This is a genomic window from Flavobacterium sp. MMS24-S5, assembly GCF_050320125.1.
GTDB lineage: Bacteria > Bacteroidota > Bacteroidia > Flavobacteriales > Flavobacteriaceae > Flavobacterium > Flavobacterium tyrosinilyticum.
Genome location: NZ_CP190016.1, coordinates 5,264,413 through 5,290,859 on the forward strand (window position 1 = coordinate 5,264,413; position 26,447 = coordinate 5,290,859).

At 32.9% G+C, this 26,447-nt stretch carries 27 protein-coding genes and 1 pseudogene; 17 read left to right on the forward strand and 11 right to left on the reverse strand.

From position 1 onward, the window contains the following. Nucleotides 1-217: 217 nt before the first annotated feature. The 4 genes from ACPWTF_RS24240 to ACPWTF_RS24255 form a co-directional block, all read right to left on the reverse strand. Nucleotides 218-1,879 (reverse strand): phospholipase effector Tle1 domain-containing protein, encoded by a 1,662-nt coding sequence (locus ACPWTF_RS24240; RefSeq protein ID WP_427873658.1) that lies wholly within the window; start codon nt 1,877-1,879, stop codon nt 218-220. Nucleotides 1,880-2,306: 427 nt separating this feature from the next. Next, on the reverse strand, nt 2,307-2,801 hold the full coding sequence (locus ACPWTF_RS24245) for a DUF4280 domain-containing protein (RefSeq protein ID WP_427873659.1): 495 nt from the start codon (nt 2,799-2,801) through the stop codon (nt 2,307-2,309). Nucleotides 2,802-2,820: 19 nt separating this feature from the next. After that, nucleotides 2,821-3,978, reverse strand: coding sequence for a hypothetical protein (locus ACPWTF_RS24250; RefSeq protein ID WP_427873660.1), 1,158 nt, complete (start codon nt 3,976-3,978; stop codon nt 2,821-2,823). A gap of 339 nt (nt 3,979-4,317) precedes the next feature. After that, nucleotides 4,318-4,620 carry a hypothetical protein gene (locus tag ACPWTF_RS24255; protein ID WP_427873661.1) on the reverse strand — a complete coding sequence of 101 codons (303 nt, stop codon included), beginning with the start codon at nt 4,618-4,620 and terminating at the stop codon, nt 4,318-4,320. 469 nt (nt 4,621-5,089) lie between these two features. Here ACPWTF_RS24255 and ACPWTF_RS24260 point away from each other — a divergent pair, with 469 nt between their 5' ends. Together ACPWTF_RS24260 and ACPWTF_RS24265 are read left to right on the forward strand one after the other, a co-directional pair. Further along, nucleotides 5,090-7,708 (forward strand): NACHT domain-containing protein, encoded by a 2,619-nt coding sequence (locus ACPWTF_RS24260; RefSeq protein ID WP_427873662.1) that lies wholly within the window; start codon nt 5,090-5,092, stop codon nt 7,706-7,708. Nucleotides 7,709-7,800: 92 nt separating this feature from the next. Further along, entirely contained in the window at nt 7,801-8,163 is a 363-nt protein-coding gene (locus ACPWTF_RS24265; RefSeq protein ID WP_427873663.1) for a hypothetical protein, read from the forward strand. Between the two features lie 91 nt (nt 8,164-8,254). Here the strand turns inward: ACPWTF_RS24265 and ACPWTF_RS24270 are convergent, their stop codons facing one another. Further along, nucleotides 8,255-8,674: a helix-turn-helix domain-containing protein gene (locus tag ACPWTF_RS24270; RefSeq protein ID WP_427873664.1), complete on the reverse strand. Its 420-nt coding sequence runs from the start codon at nt 8,672-8,674 to the stop codon at nt 8,255-8,257. Nucleotides 8,675-8,856: 182 nt separating this feature from the next. Between ACPWTF_RS24270 and ACPWTF_RS24275 the strand changes: the two genes are divergently transcribed. Continuing rightward, the gene (locus ACPWTF_RS24275) at nt 8,857-9,417 is read left to right on the forward strand and encodes a hypothetical protein (RefSeq protein ID WP_427873665.1); all 561 of its coding nucleotides are present in this window, start codon (nt 8,857-8,859) and stop codon (nt 9,415-9,417) included. Nucleotides 9,418-9,520: 103 nt separating this feature from the next. Here ACPWTF_RS24275 and ACPWTF_RS24280 read toward each other — a convergent pair whose 3' ends face one another. The 4 genes from ACPWTF_RS24280 to ACPWTF_RS24295 form a co-directional block, all read right to left on the reverse strand. Beyond that, nucleotides 9,521-10,375: a hypothetical protein gene (locus tag ACPWTF_RS24280; protein WP_427873666.1), complete on the reverse strand. Its 855-nt coding sequence runs from the start codon at nt 10,373-10,375 to the stop codon at nt 9,521-9,523. Between the two features lie 229 nt (nt 10,376-10,604). Then, nucleotides 10,605-11,396, reverse strand: coding sequence for a glucose 1-dehydrogenase (locus tag ACPWTF_RS24285; RefSeq protein ID WP_427873667.1), 792 nt, complete (start codon nt 11,394-11,396; stop codon nt 10,605-10,607). A gap of 56 nt (nt 11,397-11,452) precedes the next feature. Beyond that, a complete protein-coding gene (locus tag ACPWTF_RS24290; protein WP_427873668.1) occupies nt 11,453-12,031 on the reverse strand; it encodes a TetR/AcrR family transcriptional regulator in 579 nt (192 codons plus the stop codon). Between the two features lie 102 nt (nt 12,032-12,133). Beyond that, nucleotides 12,134-12,541, reverse strand: a complete 408-nt coding sequence (locus ACPWTF_RS24295; RefSeq protein WP_427873669.1) for a VOC family protein — start codon at nt 12,539-12,541, stop codon at nt 12,134-12,136. A 236-nt stretch (nt 12,542-12,777) separates the two neighbouring features. Here ACPWTF_RS24295 and ACPWTF_RS24300 point away from each other — a divergent pair, with 236 nt between their 5' ends. From ACPWTF_RS24300 to ACPWTF_RS24330, 7 genes are all read left to right on the forward strand, one after another. Beyond that, nucleotides 12,778-13,566 carry an SDR family NAD(P)-dependent oxidoreductase gene (locus ACPWTF_RS24300; protein WP_427873670.1) on the forward strand — a complete coding sequence of 263 codons (789 nt, stop codon included), beginning with the start codon at nt 12,778-12,780 and terminating at the stop codon, nt 13,564-13,566. 233 nt (nt 13,567-13,799) lie between these two features. After that, nucleotides 13,800-14,606: a phytanoyl-CoA dioxygenase family protein gene (locus ACPWTF_RS24305; RefSeq protein WP_379799786.1), complete on the forward strand. Its 807-nt coding sequence runs from the start codon at nt 13,800-13,802 to the stop codon at nt 14,604-14,606. Between the two features lie 154 nt (nt 14,607-14,760). Further along, complete coding sequence (locus tag ACPWTF_RS24310; protein WP_427873671.1) at nt 14,761-15,447, forward strand: CDP-alcohol phosphatidyltransferase family protein; 687 nt, start codon at nt 14,761-14,763, stop codon at nt 15,445-15,447. Between the two features lies 1 nt (nt 15,448). Next, a complete protein-coding gene (locus ACPWTF_RS24315) occupies nt 15,449-15,880 on the forward strand; it encodes a GtrA family protein (RefSeq protein WP_427873672.1) in 432 nt (143 codons plus the stop codon). Between the two features lie 208 nt (nt 15,881-16,088). Then, nucleotides 16,089-16,667, forward strand: a complete 579-nt coding sequence (locus tag ACPWTF_RS24320; protein WP_427873673.1) for a DUF4833 domain-containing protein — start codon at nt 16,089-16,091, stop codon at nt 16,665-16,667. A gap of 183 nt (nt 16,668-16,850) precedes the next feature. After that, nucleotides 16,851-19,223 (forward strand): sulfatase-like hydrolase/transferase, encoded by a 2,373-nt coding sequence (locus ACPWTF_RS24325; protein ID WP_427873674.1) that lies wholly within the window; start codon nt 16,851-16,853, stop codon nt 19,221-19,223. Between the two features lie 796 nt (nt 19,224-20,019). Then, nucleotides 20,020-20,841 carry a T9SS sorting signal type C domain-containing protein gene (locus ACPWTF_RS24330; RefSeq protein WP_427873675.1) on the forward strand — a complete coding sequence of 274 codons (822 nt, stop codon included), beginning with the start codon at nt 20,020-20,022 and terminating at the stop codon, nt 20,839-20,841. A gap of 185 nt (nt 20,842-21,026) precedes the next feature. On the opposite strand, the gene ACPWTF_RS24335 is transcribed toward ACPWTF_RS24330, so the two are convergent. Next, nucleotides 21,027-21,767 carry a helix-turn-helix domain-containing protein gene (locus ACPWTF_RS24335; RefSeq protein WP_427875786.1) on the reverse strand — a complete coding sequence of 247 codons (741 nt, stop codon included), beginning with the start codon at nt 21,765-21,767 and terminating at the stop codon, nt 21,027-21,029. A 40-nt stretch (nt 21,768-21,807) separates the two neighbouring features. Here ACPWTF_RS24335 and ACPWTF_RS24340 point away from each other — a divergent pair, with 40 nt between their 5' ends. Both ACPWTF_RS24340 and ACPWTF_RS24345 read left to right on the forward strand, forming a co-directional pair. Continuing rightward, entirely contained in the window at nt 21,808-21,957 is a 150-nt protein-coding gene (locus ACPWTF_RS24340; RefSeq protein WP_427873676.1) for a hypothetical protein, read from the forward strand. A gap of 192 nt (nt 21,958-22,149) precedes the next feature. After that, nucleotides 22,150-22,542 carry a hypothetical protein gene (locus ACPWTF_RS24345; RefSeq protein WP_427873677.1) on the forward strand — a complete coding sequence of 131 codons (393 nt, stop codon included), beginning with the start codon at nt 22,150-22,152 and terminating at the stop codon, nt 22,540-22,542. A 24-nt stretch (nt 22,543-22,566) separates the two neighbouring features. Here ACPWTF_RS24345 and ACPWTF_RS24350 read toward each other — a convergent pair whose 3' ends face one another. After that, nucleotides 22,567-22,797, reverse strand: coding sequence for a hypothetical protein (locus ACPWTF_RS24350; protein WP_427873678.1), 231 nt, complete (start codon nt 22,795-22,797; stop codon nt 22,567-22,569). A gap of 65 nt (nt 22,798-22,862) precedes the next feature. Here ACPWTF_RS24350 and ureA point away from each other — a divergent pair, with 65 nt between their 5' ends. From ureA to ureE, 5 genes and pseudogenes are all read left to right on the forward strand, one after another. Continuing rightward, nucleotides 22,863-23,165 carry an urease subunit gamma gene (gene ureA / locus ACPWTF_RS24355; RefSeq protein WP_111425036.1) on the forward strand — a complete coding sequence of 101 codons (303 nt, stop codon included), beginning with the start codon at nt 22,863-22,865 and terminating at the stop codon, nt 23,163-23,165. Between the two features lie 19 nt (nt 23,166-23,184). After that, entirely contained in the window at nt 23,185-23,556 is a 372-nt protein-coding gene (ureB, locus tag ACPWTF_RS24360) for an urease subunit beta (RefSeq protein WP_427873679.1), read from the forward strand. Then, nucleotides 23,553-25,276, forward strand: a pseudogene (gene ureC / locus ACPWTF_RS24365) (urease subunit alpha). Before ureB ends, ureC begins: the two are co-directional and overlap by 4 nt. Before the next feature lie 79 nt (nt 25,277-25,355). Further along, nucleotides 25,356-25,943 (forward strand): hypothetical protein, encoded by a 588-nt coding sequence (locus ACPWTF_RS24370; protein WP_427873680.1) that lies wholly within the window; start codon nt 25,356-25,358, stop codon nt 25,941-25,943. Continuing rightward, nucleotides 25,943-26,446, forward strand: a complete 504-nt coding sequence (ureE, locus tag ACPWTF_RS24375; protein ID WP_343586962.1) for an urease accessory protein UreE — start codon at nt 25,943-25,945, stop codon at nt 26,444-26,446. The genes ACPWTF_RS24370 and ureE overlap by 1 nt, the downstream gene beginning before the upstream one ends. Nucleotide 26,447 lies beyond the last annotated feature (1 nt).

The following is a 26,447-nucleotide window of genomic DNA, read 5'->3' on the forward strand; positions in this document are numbered from 1 at the left end:
TTGCAAGCATTTTTTTTAATCCATAAACATATACATAGAAAGAAAACAAAATTGTAAAAACAGGAATTGTTGTTATTAATTTTTCTCCATTTGAATGATCTGAATAAAAAAAACTGCATAAAAAAGAAATTAGCAAGATTAGAAATAATGATAGTATCCTGTTTTTATTTTGATCTGACATTTTATTTGAAAGTTTTAATGTTTGTAATATTAGCTCTTAAGCATCTATAATTTTTCTATACGGTTTACCATCTTTGTATCTGCCTTCTAATCCTAATTCATCTTGAGTAGATCGGTGAAGATATTTATTGCGAATAAAATGTAGTTTTTCACCTTTTAGGGTTACTATTTTAGAATGTGCACCATCATTTGCTATAGCATAGTTTAAAAGCAATTGTTTTATATCAGCTAAATCATCTGGAACATTATACTTAATTTCAATCTCTTTTTGGTCAAATTTTAGTTTGTAATTTTGAGATAAACTTACCATAATGGCTAGTGGGATAAATTGATAGGATAGGGGTAATATTCTAATACCCATATGTGTGGTGTACGATAATCCTTCATTTGAAGTTGTTGTGGTTGCAATTTGTTCTCTGTTATACCAACCCTCTTTTATTAAAGTTTCTTTTATGTTATCAAAGCCCTTTTCCAAATGCAATTTTCTTATTTCTTTTTCTATTTCGGCGTAGCCACCTCCAATGTCACTATGAACACCTGGTATAGAAAGCTCATAGCCAATTCCAGCATCAATAGAGCTTTTTATGTTGGTAAGAGAGAAGTTATATCGATATTCATCAAATGCAGTTAGATGAAATACTTTTTTTATATTTCCCTCTAATTTTAATTTAAGTTCTTCAACATCATTATCAAAATCATGCGAAAATCCTGAACCGTATTTGTATAAATAACCTTCTTCCTCATAGGACGAAACCGTATCAAATAAACCTACAAAATTTATTATGAATTTATCTGATTCAATATTATACATATCTTGCAATTTTCTTCTTTGTGACAAAAAATTACGTGCTGCTGTTGCACCTCTACTAAAACCGAAAACATTTACATCTATTTCATTTATAAACTGATCAGATGTTATGTACTTTTTCTTTTTTAAGCTATCTATTTCAGTTTGTATTCCCGTAAAAGCTTTACGAACTTTTACGGGAATTCCGGATATATCTCCACTGCCAAAAGCATATCCCATTACATCATCTTTGCCCAGATTTGTTGTTCCTTCTCCCTCTATATAAATAGAAACAATTCGTTCTTTTAAATCCATGAGATTTATTGTTTTCATAATTGCAACATTCGAAAAATAATTAGCATAACTAATTCCTGCATCTTTATTTTCTATAAAAGCTTTTACTGCTATTTCTTCCTCAGGAGTTATTTTTATTCCCTTTTTCTTCTTTTCGTAAGCTAATCTCGCTTCAGTATTTTTCATGTTATTTTTCGTTCCATCAAAAAACACATTAATTGTTACTTTGACACCTACTTTATTCTCAGGTTTGTTTTGCTTATCAGGAACAGCGACTTTTGCAACACTATTGTTTTTAGGAGGTTCAACAGTTTTTTTGAGATCATTTAGAATCTTAAGTTGTATGGTGTCTTGTATGGTGTCAATTTTTCCTATATACTTAACTTGGGCATAAAATTCGTGCTCGTTTTCGTCTCTATAATCTTTATCGTTTAGTATTTTTTGATATACTTTTATGTTGTTAAAGTATAGTTCTGCTTTTCCATATTTGTCAACAGGAGAGGTGGTATAGGTTCCCATATTTCTAGAAATGCTAGAGTGTCCATCTGCACCTTCGTCTTCCCAAATCGTTACTTGAAGCCTGTCTCCAGCCGGAATATTTAGCGTATGAATAAACAAACGGACATTGTCAGAATAACCAATCGCTTTACCTTTTAGGTCGCGATAATATTGGTCTTGCCATTTAAGCTCTTCTATGCTTGGTGTTCCTGCAACTGGTGTAATATTTAGTTTGGCAGTATCTTTTGCTCCATGAATATCGGTAAACGTAACGGCAATTGTGTAATTGATTCCTATGCTTGCTTGATTAAAAGTAACTCTACCATCGTTGCCTAAATCTAAAAACAGTTTTCCGTTTTTTAAAATTGTCCAATGCTGTTTTACAATTTTAGTCCCATCTATCTCTTTATGGCTATCCTCTTTTTCATTTACATAAAATTGCAGCCCTTTTTTTCTTGATCATTAGCCATCTTTGTATACATTAACGAATACACATTTTTGCCAATTATAGGCCTTGAATCTCCTTTGATATAAAATTTCATCACTATTATTTTTTAGCTTCAGGTATTCCGTTTAGGTCGTTCTGAAATTCCGCCATATTAAACATCGGGTTTATTAGATTATGAACATCTGGATTTGCATTGATAAAATTTTGCTCACTAGGTTCCGCTATTTGCCCGTGATTTTTAACTTCAATACAATCAGTTCCGCCAACAGGACAAGTCGCTTTACTGTCTTCTAGTAATGCTTTGCCGTTATTAGACAAGGTTATTTTTTCATAAAAGCCACTCCATTTGGTAATTGTAGTTTGGCATGGTAAATAATCGCCATTTCCGTTTGGTTGCTTTTTGCATTTGCCGAAAGTATTCTTTTCTAGAGTTTGACCTATCTCTTTATCTGTCGCTATAAGTTTTGCACTGCCATCTTTATCGTTTGCATAATGTTTACTTTGCGTTTTTACTTTTAATTTATCAAGTTTGGGCTCTACGCTAAACTTACATTTTAGCGTTGCACCGTTTACAACAATGTGTTTTTGGCTCATAATTTTATCTTATTCTTAATTAATGGAGTTTAAAAAGATCCTTGAAAAAACTTTCTTTTTTGATCGTTTCGCCCACAAAAAAGTCATGATTTTGCTCAGATGCTATAATTTTTTTGTCATTGAGGTTGTAGATTTTAACTGTCGCTTTTTTAGTAAGATCACCAATAATATCGCATTCTAAACTTGCATTTTCTATGCAGTAAGTATTTGGATTTAAGTGGTAGATAGAATGGTAGCTTCCAGAGAGAATATTCTTCTCAAAAGCACTTTCTTGTGATGTATTGGTCAATGTGCCTTTTTTTTCAATTACCACCATATTTCCATCATTTAGGAACTCATCAATTTTTTGAGTTACTTGAAATGTTAGAGCATTATCTTTGGGAGTAATGGCAAAATCTACCGCTGTTGTAAAAGATAAATCGGAGGTGTAAGTAGTATGAACTCCGTTAAAGAAGACTTTTAAAAACCAATCATCAGATAAATTTTGAAGCAGGTTTTCTTCTTCATTTAATATAGAATCTATAGTATTTAAATATTTATGTATGGCGACACTTTCATTTTTTTCTACGATTGATTTTCTTTTTGCCATCCATCGTTCGCGTATAGCACTAAAATTATGGAGGTCGATCCATTTTCCTTCTGGATCAACCACAATTAGCAGCGGGTACAAAACGTTTGAAACTTCTTCGGCTATAACATCTGTTAAGGTGTCAACTTGAACATTATTTAAATATACTTTAGATATTCTATCAATTTCAAATAAAGAATATCCATTTTTATCTTTTTTAAGATACTCTACACTTACTTTGTATTTTATAGTTTGCAAATGCTTTTCGTTTTCAGTTGTCTGAAGCACCATGTAGCTATTTTTTCCTCTTACGTTATGGAAGGGTATTTTGAAGCCATTATCGAAAATTATTTTAGTTGGCTTTGCATTTTCTTGCTCGTTATCTGATTCCTGTTTTGTTGGTTTTAAAAGAAGAAATTCTAAGTGACTTGGAAAATCAGCATTTATTACATCGCGATCTTCTATGCAATTAAAGTTATGATAATGTCTAAGTTCGTCGAGTGTTATTTCGAGTTTATCTGCTACCAAAATAGGAGTGTCTCCTTCTTGTATTTTGTAAGTAAAGTGTTTAACTGCTCCCCAATTGTCTAAAATTTTACCAATAGTCATGAAAATAGTATAATTTATTTCGATGCTAAATATACATACTTTTCTTACATTTAGAATAAAAATATACTAAAAATAAATTATTTCTTGTTAAATTTTGGTTTTCTTTCTTTGTAGGACGTAGATTAGATAGTTAAACTGTTATTTTAAATCTGGTGAGATATACTTTGTGGGCACGGATTACAAATCCGCGCGATCGGGTTTAAAAATGCTTTTACAAATCCGTGCGATCGGAGCGATCGGGAAATATCCGTAATTACGGAAAACCGTATATTTTTGTGAAAAGCTTTCTTTAGGTTTGTCTAAAATAAAACGGTTTATTATGATTAAAATAATATTTACTTATACGCTTTTCTTTTTTACAGTACTAACTTCGAGTGCACAGAACGATAAACTTGTGGCCAGTTGTTGTGATTCAAAACCTAAAGAAGATGGCAGATGTACCGGTAGCGCGTACTGCAGTGCCTGTTCGAACTGCAGCAGATGTGCACATTGTTCCAGCGGAGGGAGTTGCGGGGTATGTAATTCTCGTTCACAAACCGTTAGGTATACGGCATCACCTAAAGCTACAAAGAGCAGGATTTCAAATCCGTCTACAAAACCTGCGGTAACTTCTTTTACTTCCGAGACATCCGTTAAATTCAAAGAAAAGAAAGAATCTATGACAAAAAAAGCGGTAATTATCTATAGTCCTGAAGATATGCTGGCCGTAAATGTTGAAACCCTTAAGTTGCGTGAACGGTCCAGGAAATGAATATGATGTAATAGAAAACCTTAAAAAATATGATATCTTAATGGTTATTGCTATTGATGGGGAATGGCTGCAGGTGAAAGTGATTCAATCAGGTAATTTTGGATATGTGAACGCGAAGTATGTTTATAAGATGTAGAGTGTCGGGGGGACTTTTTTTTAAAATTTGTTAGGATATACTTTACGGGCACGGATTGCAAATCCGCGCGATCGGGGTTAATAAAACACGTATTAATACCTGTAAAAAAATTAAAGGTTATTTATATACTTGCTTAAATTATTAAGTTTTTTGTAAAAAGAAAGCTTTGAGATAATAGAATAATTTAAACTGATAAAAACTTCATTGCAAATAAAAAGATTAATATGAAAAGAAAACAAATCACTAATAGTGAAATAACAGAGATTGTAGCAACTAATTCAAAACCTACCGCTTACTCAGGTCAATCTTTTCCATTTACAGAATTAAGTGATAGAATTTTTGAAATCATGTTGTACCAAATTTTTCAGTTAAGAATAGAGACAAAAGATTTAAGCTTAATAGAAAAATATGATAGTGTTGCTTTGATGCAAGGTGTCGGAGAAAAAGGGAGAGATTGTATATTGACACAAAAAGGAGCTAATGTTGGTTTAATCCAATGTAAACAAATCAACAAAAACATTACGAAGCCTGAAGTTTTAAAAGAAATTTTAAAATTTGTTTTGCATTATATAAATGACAAAAGTTTAATTACTGATATAGATAATTTCACTTATTATTTAGCAGTTTCTAAAGGTTTAGCAGAGACTTCTATTACCTTAATTAGTAATTTTAACAAGAATTTCAAAACAGAAGATATTAAGCATTATTGTGAAGAATTAATTTCTAAATATGCTGGATTGAAAAGTATTAATTATAATGATCAAAAAGCTGAAATTTTTAAAGTATTAGAAAAAATTCAAATAAAATGTATAAATCCCTCTGATTTATCTCGCTATCTGTTTGAACATGATTCATTGGTTAAATATTTCTTTAGAGTATTAACAATGACTGATAATGCTCTTCTAGAAAGTATAATAGATACATATCTATCTCCAATTTTAAATAAAATTATACCTAAAGAGGATAGAGAAAATAAAGATTTTTCATTTAGGTTTAAAGAATATATTCAAAGAGTATACACACACTATTCTTCATCAAGAACTTTAGTATTTGGAAATCAGCAAAAAAAATTAGAAGATTTTTATTATCCACTAAATTTAGAATGCAAAGTGGAAGAGATAGATTGTAAGCCTTTAAAAGTGTGTACTTTGAATTACGAAGAAGATTTTCTTCCACAATTTAGAAAGGTTATAATTGTTGACAATGGCGGAATGGGGAAGTCAACAATCATGAAGTGGCTATTTTTAAATGTTATAAAATATAAAAAAGGTATCCCAATCTTTATCGAACTGAGAAAACTTAAAAATAGAAAAACTATTATTGAAGAAATCATTTCAGAACTCAATCCAATCGATAAAGTTCTTGAAAAGGACTTAGTTACTAAATTAATTGCTCAGGGAAATTTTATTTTCTTTTTCGATGGTTATGATGAAATTTCGGATATTGACAGAGAATTTGTAACTACCGATTTACAAAATTTTATTTCGAAATCATCGAACAACCTATTTTTGTTAACTTCTAGGCCAGAAACAGCTTTAAATACTTTTAGTGACTTCAAAGAATTTAAAATAAAAAAAATGGAGAAAAGTGAGGCTTTTGAATTAATAAAAAAAATTGGTAATAATAGTGAAAAATCATTGAGATTGATAGAAAAACTTAAAGAAAATGTTTTTGAAAATATTGATGATTTTTTACAAAGTCCTCTATTAGTATCTCTACTTTATAAAAAATTTGAATATAGAGAGAACATTCCTATTCAACTTCAAGAATTTTATTACGATGTATTCGAAGCTCTATATCAAGATCATGATTTGACTAAAGGAGATAGTTTTGTGCGAAATAAAAAAACAAAACTTAGCTTTAATGATTTTTTTCAAATATTAAGGGAATTTGCTTATTACACATTTAAAAAAGAAGAAATTGAATATAATGATGCAATTCTTAATAAATATCTTGATGAAATTTCAAAAAGATTACCTCACATAAAATTTAAGTTCAATGATTTAGCGGAGGATCTTGTAAAGGCTGTCCCATTATTTAATAAAGAAGGTTTACAATACAAGTGGTCTCACAAATCTTTTCAAGAGTATTTTACTGCGGAATATATTTGTAGAGATTCAAAAGAAAGACAGGTGAGTATTTTAAATCAGATGTATAGAAGTTCTAAATCTGAAAAGTATTTTTTTATTTTTAAGTTATGCTATGATATTGATTTTAAGTCTTTCAGAGAAGCAATTCTTGTGCCTTATTTAAATGAATTTGTTGAACATTTTGAAAATTCCTTTACTTTTCTATCCTCACTTCCAAATATAGACCTAAATGAATTGATTTTGAGAAAACTAATAACTTTTAATAAATCTTTTCTAATAATTACAAATAGAAATAGTGATATCATTAATTCCATTTTCAATAAATTGAAAATGGAAGATATTTTTAATGCTGGTAAACTGGAAGATTTTCCTGATTTTATGGATGATGATCACAAAATAATGCTCATTCTTTTTTCTTCAGTAACTATTATTGGATTGAGAAAGCAATCTGATATTCTAAATCTTCTAATTAATAAAAAAAGTGATTTATTAAAAGATATTAAAAATGATTCAAAAAAAAATAAAAAAATGAAGAAATTAACGGAAGGTCTTCCGGAAACGATAATTGTAAACTTACAACAAAATTTTTCAAATGAGACAGCTGAAAATTTAATTCTTTTTAATAATCTTATTTTATCAAGTTGGCCTGAGAAGAAAAATCAACATTTAGACATTGATAAATGCAAAATATTTCTAAAAAACTATAATGAAGAAATTGCAAATATACAAGAGGACTATTATCAAGGATTTTAACTTTTATATGCAAATATTAGAATGATATAACTTAATAAAAAAATATTATGTATAGGAATTTTATACTGAATATATTACTAATTTTATTTGTCTTGTCTTCACAAGCACAAACTCCTAAAAATAGCACAAATACAACAAAACTGATAGAAAATCAAGTTGAAGATCCAATTTATAAATTATTCCCAACTGAAAATTATTGGACTTTTGTTAAATTAGATACTCGAAATGGAAAAATGTGGCAAGTACATTTTACTATATCGCAAGAGGGCTATGAAGGCGAACTAGTATTAAATTCAGATTCACTCGTATTAACGACAGAAGAAGTAAATGGAAGATTTACACTTTACCCTACAAAAAATACATATAATTTCATTTTACTTGACCAAATAAATGGTAAAGCATATCAAGTACAATGGAATAGTGACAAAGAAAAAAGATTTGTCAGCCGTATTTAAAAAATGAATGTATTTATGAGCAAACATTTTCAAAACATAAAAAAGAGACTCGACAGTCTCTTTTCTGTTTTGTTATATCTTCTATAAATAATTATTTACCAATCAACTTCTCAAGCCTAACCATCATTTCATCTTTCTCTTTCAACATTCTTTCGTACAAAGCAATTTTTTCATCATATAATTGAACAATTTTGTCAACAGGATTGAAAGTAGGTTGGTAGCTAAATCCAGAAGCAACAGCATTATCTTTAAAGTCTTGGAATGAATAAGTATTGGCAATAACATTCACAGCTTGCTCTTCATCAAAATTCTGAAAAGCTTCAACAGGAATTTTCAATACAGCTGAAATTTGTTTTAGCAAACTGTCTTCAATTACATCTTTCTGCTCCAGCATAGAAATTTTCTTTTGGTTCCAGTCTTCGCCCAGATCATAAGCCAAAGCTTCCTGCTTTATGTTAAGCATTTCTCTAAAACGCTTTACGTTTCTTCCCTGATGTATTTTCTGTTCCATACTAAATATCAATTTTTCTAAAAGATCAAAGATAAAGCCATTTCGGCTAAAAATCATGCGTTTCAAAGATAAAAAAATATACTAAAGAAGAACTTTTTTTGTCAGAATATTATATCTGTATTTGGAATAGTTTATCCTTTTAAAATAGAAGAATTTCGCTACATAAATTAAATCTATTGACTATGAAAAAGAATAAAATGCCGTTCGAAACCAGCTTTTGGGCAGGAAATATTGTAGGAAATCCATTTAAGGTAATTAATGCCTTTTTTGTCTATGCAGATCTCGATTATTATAAACAGACTTTAAGCGAAGCGACTATTTACTGTTATAAAACAAAAGTCTACAAACAGGACAATCCTTCAGATGTTTTTATTTTGTATTCAGTTCTAAAATCATTCCTCAGAGTTTGTTATTGTTTAAAAGAGAAAAGCAAAAAATGGAAGGTAAATGAATCTTTGTCGCAAGAAAAGATTTTTCAACTTTCTTCTCTAACTAAAGAAGAATACGAGAATCCTTTTATAGTATTTCAGAACGCATTTAATGAAAAAACGCTCCAAGAGTTTGAATTGTTTCTATATCAAGTTTTAGAGCTTTCATTGTCGCCTTATGCCGCAGATCCTGATCCTGACTTGATGACGCCTTATATTCATGTAATCAAAATGCTCGATGCAGTAGAATTAATAAGAGAAAGGGGAGTGGAGAAAATCAAGAAAAAGATTCCAATTGATGCTGTAATCCAATAAAGCGAAAACAATTTGATATCGATAATTTAGTATATTTAACAGCCAAAATTATTCATGGATTTTTAGGAATTTTACAAAATCAAACTTTAATTTTTAGCGCATATTAAATACTGTTAAGTCTTACCGATAAACTTTTTAAATCTTGTTCTAGAGACCGAACAGTAGCTTGCAATTCATTTAGCATATTGGCCCTTGAAGACAGATCGTCTGCGGAGTAAATTCCGCCATCATAAAAAAAGAGTTTTTCGGTTTGAGCATCTATTTTTCCATCAAAATTGTATTGCAACCATCTGTTTTTAATGCTTTCCTGCAGATCATTTTTTCCCGAATTGCTAAATTGTTTTTCGTTTAGAATCGCCCAGATAGAGTTGGGGTATGCGCCGTTAGAATTATCATTGAACCAAATATTTCTGAGCAGATTTCTTTCCAGTTTTAAGTTGATTTTTTTTCCTTTAGGAGCAATAGTCAGCGCTCCTAATCCGGCACTCACTAATCCGCCGCTGACACCAACAATATCACTAGCGTTATTGTTTTTTATTAAAACAGTAGCTACAGTAGTTAATGCGCCAATAGTTACAGAAGCGACGGTAAGATTTCTGGTTTTTTTATTGTTGATATCGTTTACAAAATTGGCCAGTTTATCGATACGTTCGCCATTACAATCTAATTCTGATGCCAGTGCATTTATCTCTATGCTGGTAAGAATTAAACGATCGGTAATTTTTTGTTTTAAAACTAGTCTTTTTAAAGTGTCTTTTTTGGTTTGAAGATATTCTGAAAGATAAGATTCAATACCAATAGCCTTGCTTATCAGGATATCATGCTGCGATAAATTAGCTTTTAGAATACTGTCGTTATTAGATGTTTTATTCGGGAAAATTTCGAGTTTAGAATAATCATATTCAATGGTAGGCTGGCAGTAATTGCTGGTGAGATAATCAATTTTTGGACTATTCAAAACGGTTGAACATGAGGATACAAAAATAGATATAACGAATAAAATAAATATTTTACGCTGCTTCATATTGATTTTGTTTAACATTAAAAATACGAATTAACTTTTTACTGTTAAAAAAAACATTTCGTTAGAAATAGAATTTGCGAAGGCTTAACTTAGAAAACGACTATAAAAAGAAAAACGGATTACAGGCTATGCTGCAATCCGTTTCTACATAAAATATCTTGATTTAAGAATTACCATAAAGGTTTGATTCCCCTCCATCAATAGCAATGGTTTGTCCATTTACATATTGGCATTCATCGCTAAGGAGAAATGCAACAAGGTTACCTACATCTTCAGGTTTTCCTAACCTTCTTGTAGGGTTTCTTTGTGCGTATGTTGTTTCGGCAGCTTTAGGATCTGATGGGTTTACCTGTTTAAAAGCTTCTGCCACCATTGGAGTAAGGATAGCTCCAGGCGCGATTGCATTGGTATAAATTCCATCTTTACCATATTCTATTGCTGCATTTTTAGTCATACCCGAAACGGCATGTTTACTTGCTACATAAGGCATCTGATTAATAACCCCTCTGATTCCGCCTACAGAAGCTACGTTTACAATTTTTCCTCCGCCGTTTTTCTGCATTACCGGGATCACGTATTTTAGACCATAATAGACCCCCATAAGATTGATGTCAATTACTTTTTTAAATATATTGATGTCATAATCCACTATTGAGGCCTGTTTTCCTTCGATACCTGCATTATTGTAGAATCCATCGATACGGCCAAACTCTTGAACTGTTTTGTCTACATAATTTTTGACAGCCTGTTCGTCTGAAACGTCAGCGATTATGGTTATAATTTTTGCATTTGGAGCAACTGAACGGATTTCTGCTTTTGCTTTTTCTAGTGCTTCGGCATTGTAATCTACAATTGACAGATTGGCTCCTTTTACTGCTACTGCTTTACTTGCTGCTAGTCCGAGCCCCATAGCTGCTCCAGTAATGATAATTGTTTTGTCTTTAAAAATGCTCATGATATATAGTATTAAAATATGTTAATTGAAAAATTATTCATTTAAACTTAAAATTATTAGCTTATGCCTCTCCACACCAAATCAAAGCAGTCATCGATGAGCTGCTGGCTTAATGGAAATAACTTTTGTATGATGCCTGTAGAGCAGGAGCGTACCGCACCATCAAAAAAGCTGATTAGTATAATGGCATCCAGCGCTTTTATAATTCCTTCTCGCTGTCCTTTTTCTAAAAGATCATAAAGAGGTTTATTCTGTTTTTCGTACTCGGCCAGTTGTTTGGAGAAATTGAGATGTATGTAACCCGACTGTTGATATTGGTCGATAAATACGGTTTCATCATAATGATTTAGCCTGTAGTTAAGCATATTGATGTAAATCTTCTTAAGTGATTGCCTTACGGGTATATTAATGTCAAAGTCCCGATACATGGCCTGCGTCATTTTATCCTCTACAGCGGCATAGGCCAATTGCACAACTTCCTCCTTGTTTTTAAAGTAGATGTAAAGTGTTCCTGCAGCAACTTCGGCGGTTTTACTTATGCCAGAAATAGTAACGCTTGCTAATCCCTGTTTGCCTGTAAGTACATATACAGATTTCAAAATTTTCTCTCTTTTATCCGGATCTAATGGTCTCATATAGTAAAGTTAAATGAAAAAATATTCATTTAAATGCAGTTGTCTGAATTATAACTTTTCTTTAACTCATTTTGGGTGGTACTCTCAATTGCTATTGTTTTCTTATAATTGATAGCCAATCTCCCATATATGTCCAAAAGGATCTTTTAGCTTTCCAATTCTCCAGTCTTCTTCGGTTACCATGGGACAAATCTGTATTGCACCAAATTTTAGTGCATTTTCAAATATTTTATCTGCATTTTTAGTTTCTAAAATTATTCTGATTAGTGTGTTAAATGCTGGATTTTCAATGCCATCACAAGGTGTTTCGTCACTAAGATAAAATTCGGCGCCTTCAATTTGCAAAACAGAAGATATTTTGTTGTTATCAATTTCAAATCTTTTAGATTCAACAGCGCCAAAAGCGTCAGCGTAAAATTTAACCGCTTTTAATCCATTATTGACTGTGAGGAAAGGCTTGATTTGAGCTTTCTGAAGTGTAACTTTGTCTTGATTTTTTTCTTCTTCCAATTCCATAAACTTCAATCATTTGTTACTATAAAAATAGTATTTTTTTTAACTATACTATTTTCGATAGTTTAAGAGCGGTTGATTTTTAGAATTTATTCAGAATCGGTTTGAATATCTTGTTGGTATATTGGGTGAAATAAGTGCCGGCGAATAGGGTTAGGAATAACCATTATGAAAGTTGGTTGTTCAGCGGTTTACAATTAATTTTTATATTTGAATACTTTAAAATGAAGAAAATGAGCGAAAAAACGAAACCGTATGCCTTAATAACGGGTGCCAGCAAAGGCATTGGAAAAGCTATTGCTTATGAATTGGCCAAACAGGGTTATCCGCTATTGCTTGTTGCAAGAAGTGAGGAGGAATTAAAAGCCTTATCTAATGATCTTCAAGATAAATACGGCATCAATGCTTTTATTTTATCTCTTGATCTTTCAACAAATGGCGCATCGCAAATAGTAACCGATTGGATAAAAAGTAATAACTATCCACTTGGAATTCTAGTTAATAATGCTGGTTATGGCGTGTGGGGCGATTTTAGTCAGTCTGCTCTAAGCGATCAGCTTGGCATGATGCAGCTCAACATGAATGTAGTGGTAGAGCTTTCGCATTTATTAGTTCCCATACTTTCACAACAAAAACAAGCCTACATTTTAAATATATCGAGTACCGCTGCCTATCAGGCTGTGCCTACGCTTGCGGTTTATTCTGCTACAAAAGCTTTCGTTTTGTCGTTTACCCGTGCCTTGCGTTTCGAATTGGCACAAACTTCAATTTCGGTAACCTGTTTTAGTCCAGGTTCAGTTGATACTGGTTTTGCCGCAAGAGCTGGTTTAAGCGCTTTAAACAAAATGGCAGAAAAGTTTAATATGCAGCCCGATGAAGTGGCAAAAATGGCGGTAAAAGCCATGTTCAGTAAAAAATCGGAAGTTATTCCTGGTTTTACCAATATCATTTCAGTTTATGCCAACCGCATACTACCAAAGGCTTTTATCGAAAAAACGGCAGCTGGGATTTATAAAATCTAATTTTTTTCGAAAAAAATATAAAAATATTCTTTGCAAAAGAAAAAATATATATTATGTTTGTATTAAATTCTACTAATTCTATAGAGTATGTCAGATAAAAGAAAAAATACGTTTAATTTTCCTAAAGGTCGAATGCAAGCAAATATGCGAATGTGTTGTTGCTGTTGTTGTTGCAGCAATCTTTTAGACAAAATTATAAACACTATTATTTCATTTATTAAATCTATATTATCATGGGATCTTCTTATAAAACCTTCACTCTTACTGAGCAATTAACTAATGAGCAAATAAACTTTTTTAACGAACATGGCTTTATCCATTTTAAAAAATTCATAAATCCGGAAACGGTTTCATCCATCATTGAAGCTTCCAAACAAGTGGAGCAAAAATGGATTGAAAACAATCTTCAAAAAGTAAATGGTGTTCCTATCAAATTCGGAAAAGATTTAGATGGTTCTCCTATTGTACAGCGTTTTGCTTTTATCAATCAGCATCATCAAGCCTTAAGCGGACTTTTACTTGATCCAAGATTTAATGGTTTATTACCATTGGCAGGCGATGGAGCTAGATTGGGAACTGAAGAAAAAGACGGAATGGTTTTCAATCATTATATCAACGGGCCAGAAAGTAAGTTTACAAAAATGGGCTGGCACACAGACGGTTTAAGAGATATTTTTTATGGTGGAAAACTAAACCCGATGTTAAATGTGGGGATTCATTTAAGTACTTTGAAACCTGAAAATGGCGGTCTTAAAATCATTCCAGGTACACATAAGCAAAGTATTTATCAAATGCTTTTTCGTAAAAAATACTTTTTAGATCATCAAGCCGATCCAGAGGAAGTTTCTATTAATCCGGAAGCTGGAGATTTAACTATTCACGATGGCCGTTTGTGGCACAGAGTAGCGCAATCCTCTATCCGTGGCGAAGAGAGTAGAAGAAGGGTTATTTATATTCCGATTATAGCAGGAAAATATGCTCCTAAAAACGAGAACAGTCCAACGGTTTTCTATCAACGTTTTGCAGGTATTGTTAAATAATTATGCTGATTGTTCTCGCATTTAGTTATCTGGTTAGATCAGGTAAACTAAAAAGTGCCAGCGATTTCTTTAAAAGTAAGCAAAGAAAAATCAAATTGAAAATTGCAAAGGTAGAATTGGCAATCCTCTCAGGGTTACAAATATTGGGCTAATAATGGGAAAAGAAATACAGGTGGAGGAGTATAGTACAATTGCGCAAAGAACATTTTCGGACCGCAAGCGAACTAATATTTTAAAAAGAGCAGAACAGTTAACTATTGTATTTTTGCTTCCAAAAGTGCCTAAATTCATTTCGCCCAACTTGCTTACTTTACTTGGAACGCTTGGTTCAGGATTCGTTTTTTTAGCTTTTGTTTTAGGAACTTATTTGGCCAATTGGTATTTGCTTTTGGGTATTATCGGATTGGCTATAAATTGGTTAGGCGATTCTTTAGACGGAAGATTGGCTTATTATAGAAATATTCCGCGACGTTGGTATGGTTTTGCACTCGATATTATCGCCGATTGGATCGGTATTGTACTTATAGGCTTTGGCTACTACATTTATGCTGAAAATGGCACACAAGTATTAGCCTTTGCTTTTGTTGCATTGTATGGCTGGTCGATTATCATCAGTCAGTTGCGCTACAAAATTACAGATCAATACAGTATAGATTCTGGCTTAGTTGGTCCAACAGAACTTCGGTTTATTATTGCTTTAATTTTAATTACAGAAGTTTTATTTCCTGGATCTATAACTTATTTGGCAGGCTTAATCACCATTGCGTTATTTATAATTAATACCATAGACAGCTTGAAACTCTTAAAGTTGGGAGATTTAAAAGATAAAAATCAAGGCTGAAATGTTCAAGAAGAAAGCGATTGTCACTTTTCTGCAGGCGCAAGTTGCGGCATTTTTGGGTGGTATTACCGATTATGGTTTAATGATTCTATTAACAGAACTATGTAAACTGCATTTTACCTTCTCTATTCTAATTTCAGGAACCGTTGGCGCCATCATCAATTTCAGCATCAATAGATTTTGGGTGTTTAAAAATCAATGCGGTTATAATAGCCGCATTAATAGTCAGCTTTTTAAATTTGCGTTGGTTGTATTAGGAAGCATTTCTTTAAAGTCATCTGGTACGTTTATTTTGCAAAAAGCATTTCAAATCGATTACCGAATCGGAAGATTAATCATCGACAGTTTTGTTTCTTATGGATTTAATTACCCAATGATAAAATATTGGGTTTTTAAGACCAACCAAAAACAGGATATAATCAAATCAAATTAATCTTTTGGGTGTGATTGTTTTAACACATAGAAACATAGTTAAGAAGCTTCGGAATTAGATGTGTAAAAAGAATATTAAAAAGAAACTAGTTTCTTAACACATAGCTATGTTTGTTTTAAGCAAGTGAAACGCCTTTGTAGCCATCCTGTAGCTATGTTTCTATGTGTTAAAATAAATGCACCCAACACTTCATACAAATATTTCGTTTATGAATAAATTATCATTTAAATATTTTACAAAATCACTTATCGTTCTAACGATCTTAGTAACTATAATTTCCGAAAATCTATCGGCACAAGCTAAAAATCCTTCGCCATTAAATTTTCCCACGCCTAAAAACGTAGATAATATGCTATTTTACATTCAGAGGGACCCTAATATAAACACTGCTATTTATGCCATAAACTACCAAGAAAATGGAAAAATAGATAAAGAGAATCCGATAAAAGGATATTGGATTCGATATGCCGAGAAAGGAGAGAAAAAAGACTTTAATTACATACAACGCAAATTTGCCTACGGAATAGAAAGCAAAGTCTTGAATAATGAGGAATTTGAGCTTCAATTTGTATCGTATAAAAAGTTACCATTAACCTTAAAAAAGATAGATTCAGATCAAAAATATCATGTTTTTGTAAGTGTAAATCAGAAAAGAATACAAGTAGAAAAAATATTTGTGCGTATTGAAGGAGGTTCTTTTTGGCTGCCCAATGTAAAGTATGCCGAAGTTACCGGAATTGAGGCTTCTTCGAACAAAGCAATTACAGAAAGAATAGTATTAAAATAAAATAGTTGATAAGTTAAATTGTTTTAATAGATAATACAAAGTTGTCATTTAATTTAGAAAAGAGTGGAAATGTATAGCTTAAAGTCGTAAAAACTTTGTTGCAAATTATAATTTGAAACATCATTAGAAGATTTTGTAAAAGGCATGTTTGTAAATTTATTACGAATAACAAAATCTCGTAATATGAAATCGTTTATTAGCCCGAAACTGCTTTTCATTTTAGCTGTATTTCTTTTCAGCTGCAATCAATCGCAAAAAACCGATTCTGTAACAGAAAAAACTGATTCCGGAGAATTAGACCGAACCATACTCCCGATTCCTGAGCCTGCTTTTGGCGGTAAGATTGGCAAAACGTATAAAGATTCGAAAGAAGAATGGCCAAAATTGGTAACTCCGCCACAAGGAGCGCCAAATGTTATTATTATCCTTTTAGATGATGTTGGCTTTGGGCAGGTAAGCACTTTTGGCGGGCCGGTTCCAACTCCAGAACTGGATAAACTTGCTGCAAATGGCTTAAAATATAACCGTTTTCATACCACTGCAATCTGTGGTCCTTCACGTGCAGCGTTGCTAACGGGTAGAAATCATCACAATGCAGGTTCTGGCTTTTTGGCCGAATGGGCAACAGGATATCCAAGTTATAACTGTATGATTCCAAAAACGACCGCAACTTCAGGAAGAATATTAAAAGGAAACGGATACAGCACCAGCTGGTTTGGAAAAAATCACAATACGCCAGATTGGGAAACATCTGTTACTGGTCATTTTGATCGCTGGCCTACTGGTTTAGGGTTTGATTACTTTTACGGATTTAATGCTGGTGAAACGCATCAATATTATCCAGTTCTTTTTGAAAATACAAAAGCAGTAGAACCAGACAAATCGCCAGAACAAGGCTATCATTTTATGACCGATATGACCGATAGAGCGATCAATTGGCTAGAATACAGTAAATCAGTGGCACCTCAAAAACCGGTTATGCTATATTTTGCTCCTGGTGCAGCACACGCTCCGCATCATGCGCCAAAAGAATGGCGAGATAAATTTAAAGGACAATTTGACAAAGGTTGGGATGTAGTGAGACAAGAAACTTACGAACGCCAGTTGAAAATGGGAATTATACCAAAAGGAACTAAATTGACTCCAAGGCCTGATTGGGTTACGCCTTGGGATAAACTTTCGGCAGATCAGAAAAAATTATTTGCGCGCTTAATGGAGAATTATGCTGGATATCTTTCGTTTGCAGATCATGAAACAGGAAGGCTTTTAGAAGCTATCAGCAAACTTCCAGATGCAGATAATACATTGATATTTTATATTGTTGGAGATAATGGAGCAAGTTCTGAAGGAGGAATGGAAGGAACAGTCAACGAAATAAAAGCATTGAGCGGAATTGCAACGCCTTTGGCTGATAATCTAAAGCATCTTGATGAAATTGGAAATCCTAATACAGAGCCACATTATCCTGTTGGCTGGGCGTGGGCAGGAAATGCTCCTTTTCAATGGGTTAAACAAGTGGCATCTCACTTTGGCGGAAGCCGAAACCCAATGGTAGTTAGCTGGCCAAAAGTAATTAAAGATAAAGGCGGAATGCGCAGTCAGTTTGTGCATTTGATTGATGTACTTCCTACCGTTTTAGATGCCTCTCATCTTCCGACTCCAAAAACGGTTGATGGCGTGGAGCAAAAACCTATGGATGGTGTTTCATTCTTATCTACTTTTACAGATAAAAATGCAAAACCGGTTAGAACCAGACAATATTTTGAAATCTTTAGTAATAGAGCAATTTATGATAACGGCTGGGTTGCTGCAACACAACATACTTTCCCATGGAGACAGGATTTTGCTCCAGGAAACTGGGATAAAGACAAATGGGAGCTTTATAATATTGATGAAGATTATAGCGAATCTGTTGATTTGGCTAAAAAATATCCTGAAAAACTTAAGGAACTACAAGCAATATTTGATGAAGAAGCGAAAAAGTATAATGTTTATCCGTTAGATGACAGAGGAACAGGCCGATTAATTTCGCCAAAACCTACGCCGTCAGATCCTAAACGCAAGCATTTTACCTTTTATGAGGGAGCAACACGATTGGCTGAAACGGCTTCGCCAAATACTAAAAATAAATCGCATAGCATTACAGCCGAAATTGAGCTGAAATCGAAATCAGACAGCGGTATTATTGTGGCTTCAGGAGGAAGTTCTGCCGGATTTGCATTGTACGTGCAGAACGGAAAACTGGTATATCATTACAATTATTTTGATGAAGCCCGTTATGTCATTACTTCAAAAGAATCACTTCCGATTGGAAAAAGTACTGTACGATTTGATTTTGCTTATGATGGCGGAGGAACTGGAAAAGGCGGAACTGGAAAATTGTATATCAATAATAAATTAGTTGGCGAAGGCCGAATTGATAAAACAGTTGCCGCGCGTTTCGGAATCGATACTTTCGGAATTGGCGAAGATACCGGATCTCCAGTTGCATATTCGTATAAGCTTCCGTTTAAGTTTACTGGAATAATTGATAAAGTGGATATTGATTTGAAGTAGAACAATATAAAAAAATGAATAAAGAAAAATCCCGTTTCGAAAGAAACGGGATTTTTTTGTGACGACTGCATTACAAAAGCTAATTCAATTTATGCAAGATTTAAAGAAATTGGATTATTTGCAACACAGATTACGATAATTTACTACTGTTATATATTTTCGATTGTACTGTAAAAAAGACCTTTGAAGTTAAATATTATAACTATTAAGAATATTTTACTCCCTTGTGATCTTGTAATTATACCGCTAAATCAATCAAATTTGTAATTGTTATAAAAGACACTTCTATTTAAGATGTTTGATAGACTTTTTGGGGGAAGTTTATGATTCTTTTTACTTAATCCTTTTGAGATTGAATTGAATCAATATCAATAATCTAAAAGCTGTTAGAATAGTAAAAACTTACAGTCTTAATAGATATAGAAATTCAATTACTGGCTTACATGCCAGTGATTGAAACTATAGAAAATTTTCCGATTCCGTCTCGGTTTCTATAAAAGAATGTTTTTACCGCTAAACCTTCCTTGTAAGTGGGATGTTTGTAACTTTTAGAGGTATAGATATAAATGAATTTTTAGTGTTCAGTTATAAATTTATTTTAAGCATAGTGCTAGATCCTACTAATAAAATATCTTTTTTTTATGGCTGTAAACTCAAATTCACCTCCTTTCTTTTTTTGTCAAATTATAATTTACTCTTCTAATTTTAGCTAAAACGTAATCAAGTGTTTAAGATTATTTTAGAGTAAAGAGCATCAAATTTATTTACCCACTTACTACTTATTAAATTTTACGTTATGAAAAAAAAATACTCATCAAATTTTATACTTTTAATTTCTTTTGTGTTATTAAACTCTCTAAATGCCCATTCTGTCTTTTGCAAGCCTGTATTTCAAAACAGTCATCAATCCATATTACATTACAAGGATGTTCCCGCAATTGAAAGACATCGGGTATGGCTTAATCTGACTAATAATGAAGGTCTTTTTAAGCAGCTTTTACTTGGTTATATAGAAGGAGCAACTAATGGTTTTGATTTTAATTATGATGCCGTTTCCTTGGATGCAAATAAATATGCGGATTTTTATAGCATTAACGAAGGAAAGAAACTGGTGATTCAGGCACGTGGTCTGCCGTTTCTTCTCAGCGATACAGTTCCTCTTGGTTACAGATCTGAAATTGTCGGAGATTTAAACATTTCAATTGATCATGCAGATGGCGATTTAGCTGATCAGGATATTTATCTAGAGGATAAAGAGACTGGTATTGTGCATAATTTGAAAAAAGGTGCTTATACATTTTCAACAGAAAAAGGAACTTTTGTAGATCGTTTTATAATTCGCTATACTGCCAAAGCAAGTTTAGGGAATGCTCAATTTGATAATAATCCCGAAAATCTAATAGTTGCTTCAAAAAATAAAGTTATCACATTAAAATCTTATAAGACCGCTATGGAGCAAGTTTCAATTTATGATGCGGCAGGAAGGCTGATTTACAATATTGGGCAGTTAAAAGCATTTGATTTAGAGATTGATAGCATCAACTCTGGCAGTCAAGTATTCCTAATTAGGGTATTTTTTGAAGACGGGGGTAGGACATCAAAAAAAATAATATTTTAATTTCAAATTAGAATTATATCTTTCCAGTGGCAGTTTTTTTTAAATTCTGCCACTTTTTTTAAATATAGTTTTAAGATATTAATAGGTGATAAGATGATGGCATAAAAAAAACGTTAATTCCTAGGAATTAACGTTTTTTACTTTAGCGCTTAATTTTTCATTCATTTATTGAAAGCTTTTTTTTCTTAATTCATTACCCTGTATTCATTAGGAGTACTGCCAACATGTTGCTTGAAGAAACGAGTAAAATGCTGTGGGTATTTAAAACCTAATTCATAAGCCACCTCATTGATGGTTTTTGTAGAATCAAATATTTTGTCTTTTGCCGTTTCAATAATTTTATTTTGAATGTATTCCTGAGCAGATTTCCCTGTTTCTTTTTTAATTAAATCACCAAAATAATTTGGAGACAAATTAAGCTCTCCTGCATAATAGGCAACAGATGGAAGTCCTATTGTATTTGGTTTGTCAGAAGAAAAATAACTATTTAATAATTCTTCAAATTTTTCAACAATTCCTTTATTGGTAGTATCTCTAGTAATAAACTGGCGGTCGTAAAACCTTTCACAGTAATTCAGAAACAATTCAATATTAGAAGCAATAAGTTTTTTACTGTGCTTATCTATAGATTGTTTTAATTCAATTTCAATTTTATTAAAGCAGTCAAAAACAAGTTGTTTTTCTTTTTCGGACAAATGCAAAGCTTCGCTAGTATTGTAACCAAAAAAACTATATTCAGTAATACTTTTAGCAAGTGTTGTACCTCGGATTAAATCGGGATGAAAAACCAATCCATGTCCTGCAGGCTGGTAATAATCTACTTTGTTTTCTACATCAATCGTCTGTCCTGGAGATATAAATACTAAAGTTCCTTCCTGATAATCATAATAATTACGACCGTATTTTAAGTCTCCACCCGCCGACATTGTAATTACGGTTGATGGCAAAGAATATGCGAAAGGACAAGTGAAACGTACAGTTCATGTAGCCTTTACAGCCAGCGAAACTTTTGATGTTGGAGAAGATTTAGGAGGACCAGTTTCTATTCGTTATTACAAAAAAGCGCCTTTTAAGTTTGAAGGAAAAATAAATAGTGTAAAAGTAGAGTTGCTTTAATTAAAAAGACTGCCTGAATTACATTTGGAAACTAAAAGATTTGACTCTGGTGAGCATAAAAAAATATGTTAAAGTTGTATTATTTCTAAATTTGGAAAAGAAAAGTCAAGATTTGTGCTACTCAATTGTATTTCAACCCCACTAATTTTGCGAGTATAAAAGAACAATTCTCTAATAATTGAAATATTCTCGATGAAGTTAGCTTACATTTTATTCTTACAAATTTGCCTCTTAACTATTCCAAGTAGTTATAGCAACTCTGTTGTGAAGAGAATGAATACTCACAAAGCGACTTCATCAGTTTTTGAGACGCAAACCACCAATAAGTCAACAGTAAATAAAGCACTTTCAGATTCTGATGAGTTGAAATTTGTTTTATTGGAGAATACTTTTGAAACGGAAAAATCTAGCAGTTCTTTGCCTGATTCTCCATTTAACTTAAATTTCAAAAATTTAAAGGACGATTGTTTTGTTTATGTAGAAAATATAAAATTAAACAGTCAAGGAATATGGGAAAGAAACATAATTCCTTTTAGAAACACGTCACGAAATATCCTATTTCATAGCCTGAAAATCCACATTTAATTTTTTTTAACTGCTTAATTGAATTTAGCGCATTGCGTTCAAGATAAACTTAGATTTTTTATCTTGAGTGGTTTTATGCTCAAATTTTAGCAAAATACTTATTATCTGCAAGTTATTACCACGTTTTGCAGCAAATAAGACAGGTGTATTTTTTGTTCTAGAAAATACATCTTTATACTTGTCCAAGTAGCATTCTATGCCGGATAATGTACTTATCACCCCATTTAATCCATTTTTATTATCTAAAGAAATCATTATTGATCTAAAAAAAAGAGATCAGTTATGCGGATCTCTATTTACATAACCCAAAATATTTTACTATGCACTTAACACCAAGAGAGATTGAGAAGCTAATGCTGCACACAGCTGGAGAATTGGCTCAAAAGAGAAAAGCCCGAGGCTTAAAATTAAATTATCCTGAAACCATTGCTCTTATTAGCAGTGAACTTATGGAACGTGCACGAGACGGCAAGACAGTAGCCGAATTAATGCAATATGGCGCGACATTGCTTCGTAAAGAAGATGTGATGGAAGGCGTGGCGGAGATGATTCATGATATACAGATTGAAGCAACATTTCCAGATGGAACAAAACTAGTAACCGTACACAACCCTGTGCGATAAACAACAAAAAGAAACAGCAATGATTCCAGGAGAGATTATACTAAAAGATAGTACTATTATTTGTAATGATAGCCGTAAAACGTTAACTATAAAAGTTACCAATACAGGAGACAGACCGATTCAAGTAGGTTCACATTTTCATTTTTTTGAAGTGAACAGAATGATGTCTTTTGACAGAGAAAAAGCATTCGGAATGCGATTAAATATTATTGCCAGTACAGCAGTGAGATTTGAGCCAGGAGAGGAGAAAGAAGTTGAACTGACGGAGTTTGGCGGAAACCAACGTCTTTTTGGACACAACAATTTAGTTGATGGAGACTTGTCTCCACATAATAAGGCTGTTGCATTAGAACGTTTAGAGGAAGGCAAATTTAAAAATGTGAAATCATGAGTTTAGAAGTAACTAGAAAAAATTATACAAGTATTTTTGGTTCAGAACAGTAGGAGATCAAATACGTTTAGGAGATACAGATCTTATTATCGAAATTGAAAAAGATTTCTGTTCTTATGGAGATGAAGCAAAGTTTGGTGGAGGAAAAACAGTAAGAGATGGTATGTGCCAATCTTCAACAGCTTTGCGTGATGAAGGTGTTCTAGATTTTGTAATTACTGGTGCTACAATTATTGATCACTGGGGAATTGTAAAAGGAGATATTGGTATTAAAGATGGAAAAATTGTTGGTGTTGGTAGAGCGGGAAATCCTGATACCATGGACAATATCACACCAGGCATGATTATCGGAGCTTCAACAGAAGTTCATGGAGGTCATGGATATATTGTTACGGCTGGAGGAATTGATACGCACATACACTTTATCAGTCCGACTCAAATAGAAACGGCTTTGTATAGCGGAGTTACTACGATGATAGGTGGTGGAACTGGCCCTGCTGATGGAACAAATGCTACAACAGTTACTCCAGGAAAACATAACATTAAAAGAATGTTGCAAGCTGCAGAAGCATTTCCTGTAAACGTTGGCTTTTTCGGAAAAGGGAATGTGGCTACAGAAGCTCCAATTGAAGAACAAATTGAAGCAGGAGCATTGGGAGTAAAAATCCATGAAGATTGGGGAGCAACTCCAGCTGTAATCGATGCTTCTCTAAAAGCTGCTGACAAATATGATGTACAAGTAGCTATTCACACCGATACGCTTAATGAAGCAGGATTCCTTGAAGATACGATGAATGCTATCGCAGGACGTGTTATTCACACCTTCCATACAGAAGGAGCAGGAGGTGGTCATGCACCAGATATTATCAAGGCGGCAATGTATCCAAATGTATTGCCAGCGTCTACAAACCCAACCAGACCTTATACAACAAATACTATAGACGAGCATTTGGATATGTTGATGGTTTGTCATCACCTGAGTCCAAAAATTCCAGAAGATGTGGCTTTTGCCGATTCGCGTATTCGTCCTGAAACTATTGCGGCAGAAGATGTGCTTCAAGATATGGGAGTATTCAGTATCATGAGTTCCGATTCGCAAGCTATGGGACGTGTAGGTGAAGTAATTACCCGTACTTGGCAAACGGCAGATAAGATGAAGAAGCAGAAAGGTCATTTAGCCGAAGATGCAGCAAACAAAAATGACAACTATCGCGCAAAAAGATATGTATCTAAATACACAATTAATCCTGCAATCGCACACGGAATTTCTAATTATGTTGGATCAATAGAAGCAGGCAAAATTGCTGACTTGGTAATTTGGAAACCTTCATTATTTGGAGTGAAGCCAGAAATTATCGTAAAAGGAGGTTTTATTGCCGCAAGCAAAATGGGGGATGCTAATGCTTCTATTCCAACACCGCAGCCTATCATTATGCGTAATATGTTTGGAACCTACGGAAAAGCATTGACCAAAACAGTTTTCACCTTTGTTTCTCAAGCTGGTATCGATAATAATATTGCCGAAGAATATGGTTTGGAAAAGAAATTACTAGCAGTTTCAAATTGCAGAAACATTGGCAAGGCTGATATGATTCATAATAACGCAACTCCAGAAATCATGGTAAATGCTGAAAACTATACCGTGACAATCGATGGAGAAAAAATCACTTGCGAACCTGTGGATAAACTTCCATTAGCACAATTATACTACTTGTTTTAATTAATAACTGTTATTCTACTTCTTACTGCGGCAATTTATCTTGTTGCAGTAAGATTAGATAAAAACAAAAAAAGAATTTATGAATAGTTGGAAAATTAATTTGGGTTTAATTCTTCTCTTAGTATGTACGTCTTTAACAACGGTTCATGCACAGAAAGGATCTTTAATGCTTTATGGTTCTTTAACCTATAAAGACAATAATAATACGGGTAGCAGTTTTGGTGCAAATCCAATCGGAGTAGGATATTTTTTTAATGATCACGTTGTTGCAGGGATGAATTTTGCTTTTGATCAAGAGAAAAACGCAGCAGGAAATCTTACTGACTCTAAACACGAGATAGGTCATTTTTATAGTGATTCTTGGAATATAGGAGATCATTTTGCCATCATCGCTCAGGCTGACGCGCATTATGTATGGGGAAATACGCTTATGAATACTCCAGGATCTTACAGCTACAACGGCTATTTAGGAAGAATCTATCCAATTGTAGCCGTATTTCTAGGTCATGGATGGGCGCTAAAAGCCAAATTCTGCGAATTATCATATGAAAATACTACAGGAAATGATGCAAATAAAACGAGTAATAGAACATTTATTGCTGGAATAAATGGCTCAACATTAGGGCTCGGAGTTTCAAAAAACATCTCCTTTAAAAAATCAAAATAATGATTATACAACAGATAATAGGTAATACAAAAACACATTCAATTGAAGGTCTTGAGATAGATCTTCTGGAAATAGAGTGGTTTGAAACTACCAAGAGAATTCAGCGCAAGCGAACAAATTCAGGGGTTGAAATTGCGATTAAGTTTATTCAGGAAGGACAGCGATTGAATCAAGATGATGTTCTTTATCAAGATGATAAAAAAGCGATTGTTGTAAACATTAAACCTTGTGAAGCGATTGTAATGACACCTTCGTCTTTATTAGAAATGGGAACCATTTGCTATGAAATTGGAAACAAACATCTTCCATTATTCATTCAAAATGATCAGATTATGATGCCTTTTGAAATGCCAATGTTTAGATGGCTCGAAGCGAGTGGTTACAAACCAGAAAAACAGGAGATAAAGCTCTTGCATTTGCTAAAATCAAATGTTGCGCCTCACGGTCACGGAAATTCGTCCCTTTTTACAAAAATCCTAAATATGGCTTCTTCAAATGACTAAT

What these genes read in the sequence shown, in the direction of transcription:
- ACPWTF_RS24245 (WP_427873659.1), bottom strand. Translation starts at nt 2,801, where the DNA reads ATGAGCCAAAAACACATTGTTGTAAACGGTGCAACGCTAAAATGTAAG.
- ACPWTF_RS24250 (WP_427873660.1), bottom strand. Translation starts at nt 3,978, where the DNA reads ATGACTATTGGTAAAATTTTAGACAATTGGGGAGCAGTTAAACACTTT.
- ACPWTF_RS24260 (WP_427873662.1), top strand. Translation starts at nt 5,090, where the DNA reads ATGAAAAGAAAACAAATCACTAATAGTGAAATAACAGAGATTGTAGCA.
- ACPWTF_RS24270 (WP_427873664.1), bottom strand. Translation starts at nt 8,674, where the DNA reads ATGGAACAGAAAATACATCAGGGAAGAAACGTAAAGCGTTTTAGAGAA.
- ACPWTF_RS24275 (WP_427873665.1), top strand. Translation starts at nt 8,857, where the DNA reads ATGAAAAAGAATAAAATGCCGTTCGAAACCAGCTTTTGGGCAGGAAAT.
- ACPWTF_RS24285 (WP_427873667.1), bottom strand. Translation starts at nt 11,396, where the DNA reads ATGAGCATTTTTAAAGACAAAACAATTATCATTACTGGAGCAGCTATG.
- ACPWTF_RS24290 (WP_427873668.1), bottom strand. Translation starts at nt 12,031, where the DNA reads ATGAGACCATTAGATCCGGATAAAAGAGAGAAAATTTTGAAATCTGTA.
- ACPWTF_RS24300 (WP_427873670.1), top strand. Translation starts at nt 12,778, where the DNA reads ATGAGCGAAAAAACGAAACCGTATGCCTTAATAACGGGTGCCAGCAAA.
- ACPWTF_RS24305 (WP_379799786.1), top strand. Translation starts at nt 13,800, where the DNA reads ATGGGATCTTCTTATAAAACCTTCACTCTTACTGAGCAATTAACTAAT.
- ACPWTF_RS24310 (WP_427873671.1), top strand. Translation starts at nt 14,761, where the DNA reads ATGGGAAAAGAAATACAGGTGGAGGAGTATAGTACAATTGCGCAAAGA.
- ACPWTF_RS24315 (WP_427873672.1), top strand. Translation starts at nt 15,449, where the DNA reads ATGTTCAAGAAGAAAGCGATTGTCACTTTTCTGCAGGCGCAAGTTGCG.
- ACPWTF_RS24320 (WP_427873673.1), top strand. Translation starts at nt 16,089, where the DNA reads ATGAATAAATTATCATTTAAATATTTTACAAAATCACTTATCGTTCTA.
- ACPWTF_RS24325 (WP_427873674.1), top strand. Translation starts at nt 16,851, where the DNA reads ATGAAATCGTTTATTAGCCCGAAACTGCTTTTCATTTTAGCTGTATTT.
- ACPWTF_RS24330 (WP_427873675.1), top strand. Translation starts at nt 20,020, where the DNA reads ATGAAAAAAAAATACTCATCAAATTTTATACTTTTAATTTCTTTTGTG.
- ACPWTF_RS24335 (WP_427875786.1), bottom strand. Translation starts at nt 21,767, where the DNA reads ATGTCGGCGGGTGGAGACTTAAAATACGGTCGTAATTATTATGATTAT.
- ACPWTF_RS24345 (WP_427873677.1), top strand. Translation starts at nt 22,150, where the DNA reads ATGAAGTTAGCTTACATTTTATTCTTACAAATTTGCCTCTTAACTATT.
- ACPWTF_RS24350 (WP_427873678.1), bottom strand. Translation starts at nt 22,797, where the DNA reads ATGATTTCTTTAGATAATAAAAATGGATTAAATGGGGTGATAAGTACA.
- ureA (WP_111425036.1), top strand. Translation starts at nt 22,863, where the DNA reads ATGCACTTAACACCAAGAGAGATTGAGAAGCTAATGCTGCACACAGCT.
- ureB (WP_427873679.1), top strand. Translation starts at nt 23,185, where the DNA reads ATGATTCCAGGAGAGATTATACTAAAAGATAGTACTATTATTTGTAAT.
- ACPWTF_RS24370 (WP_427873680.1), top strand. Translation starts at nt 25,356, where the DNA reads ATGAATAGTTGGAAAATTAATTTGGGTTTAATTCTTCTCTTAGTATGT.
- ureE (WP_343586962.1), top strand. Translation starts at nt 25,943, where the DNA reads ATGATTATACAACAGATAATAGGTAATACAAAAACACATTCAATTGAA.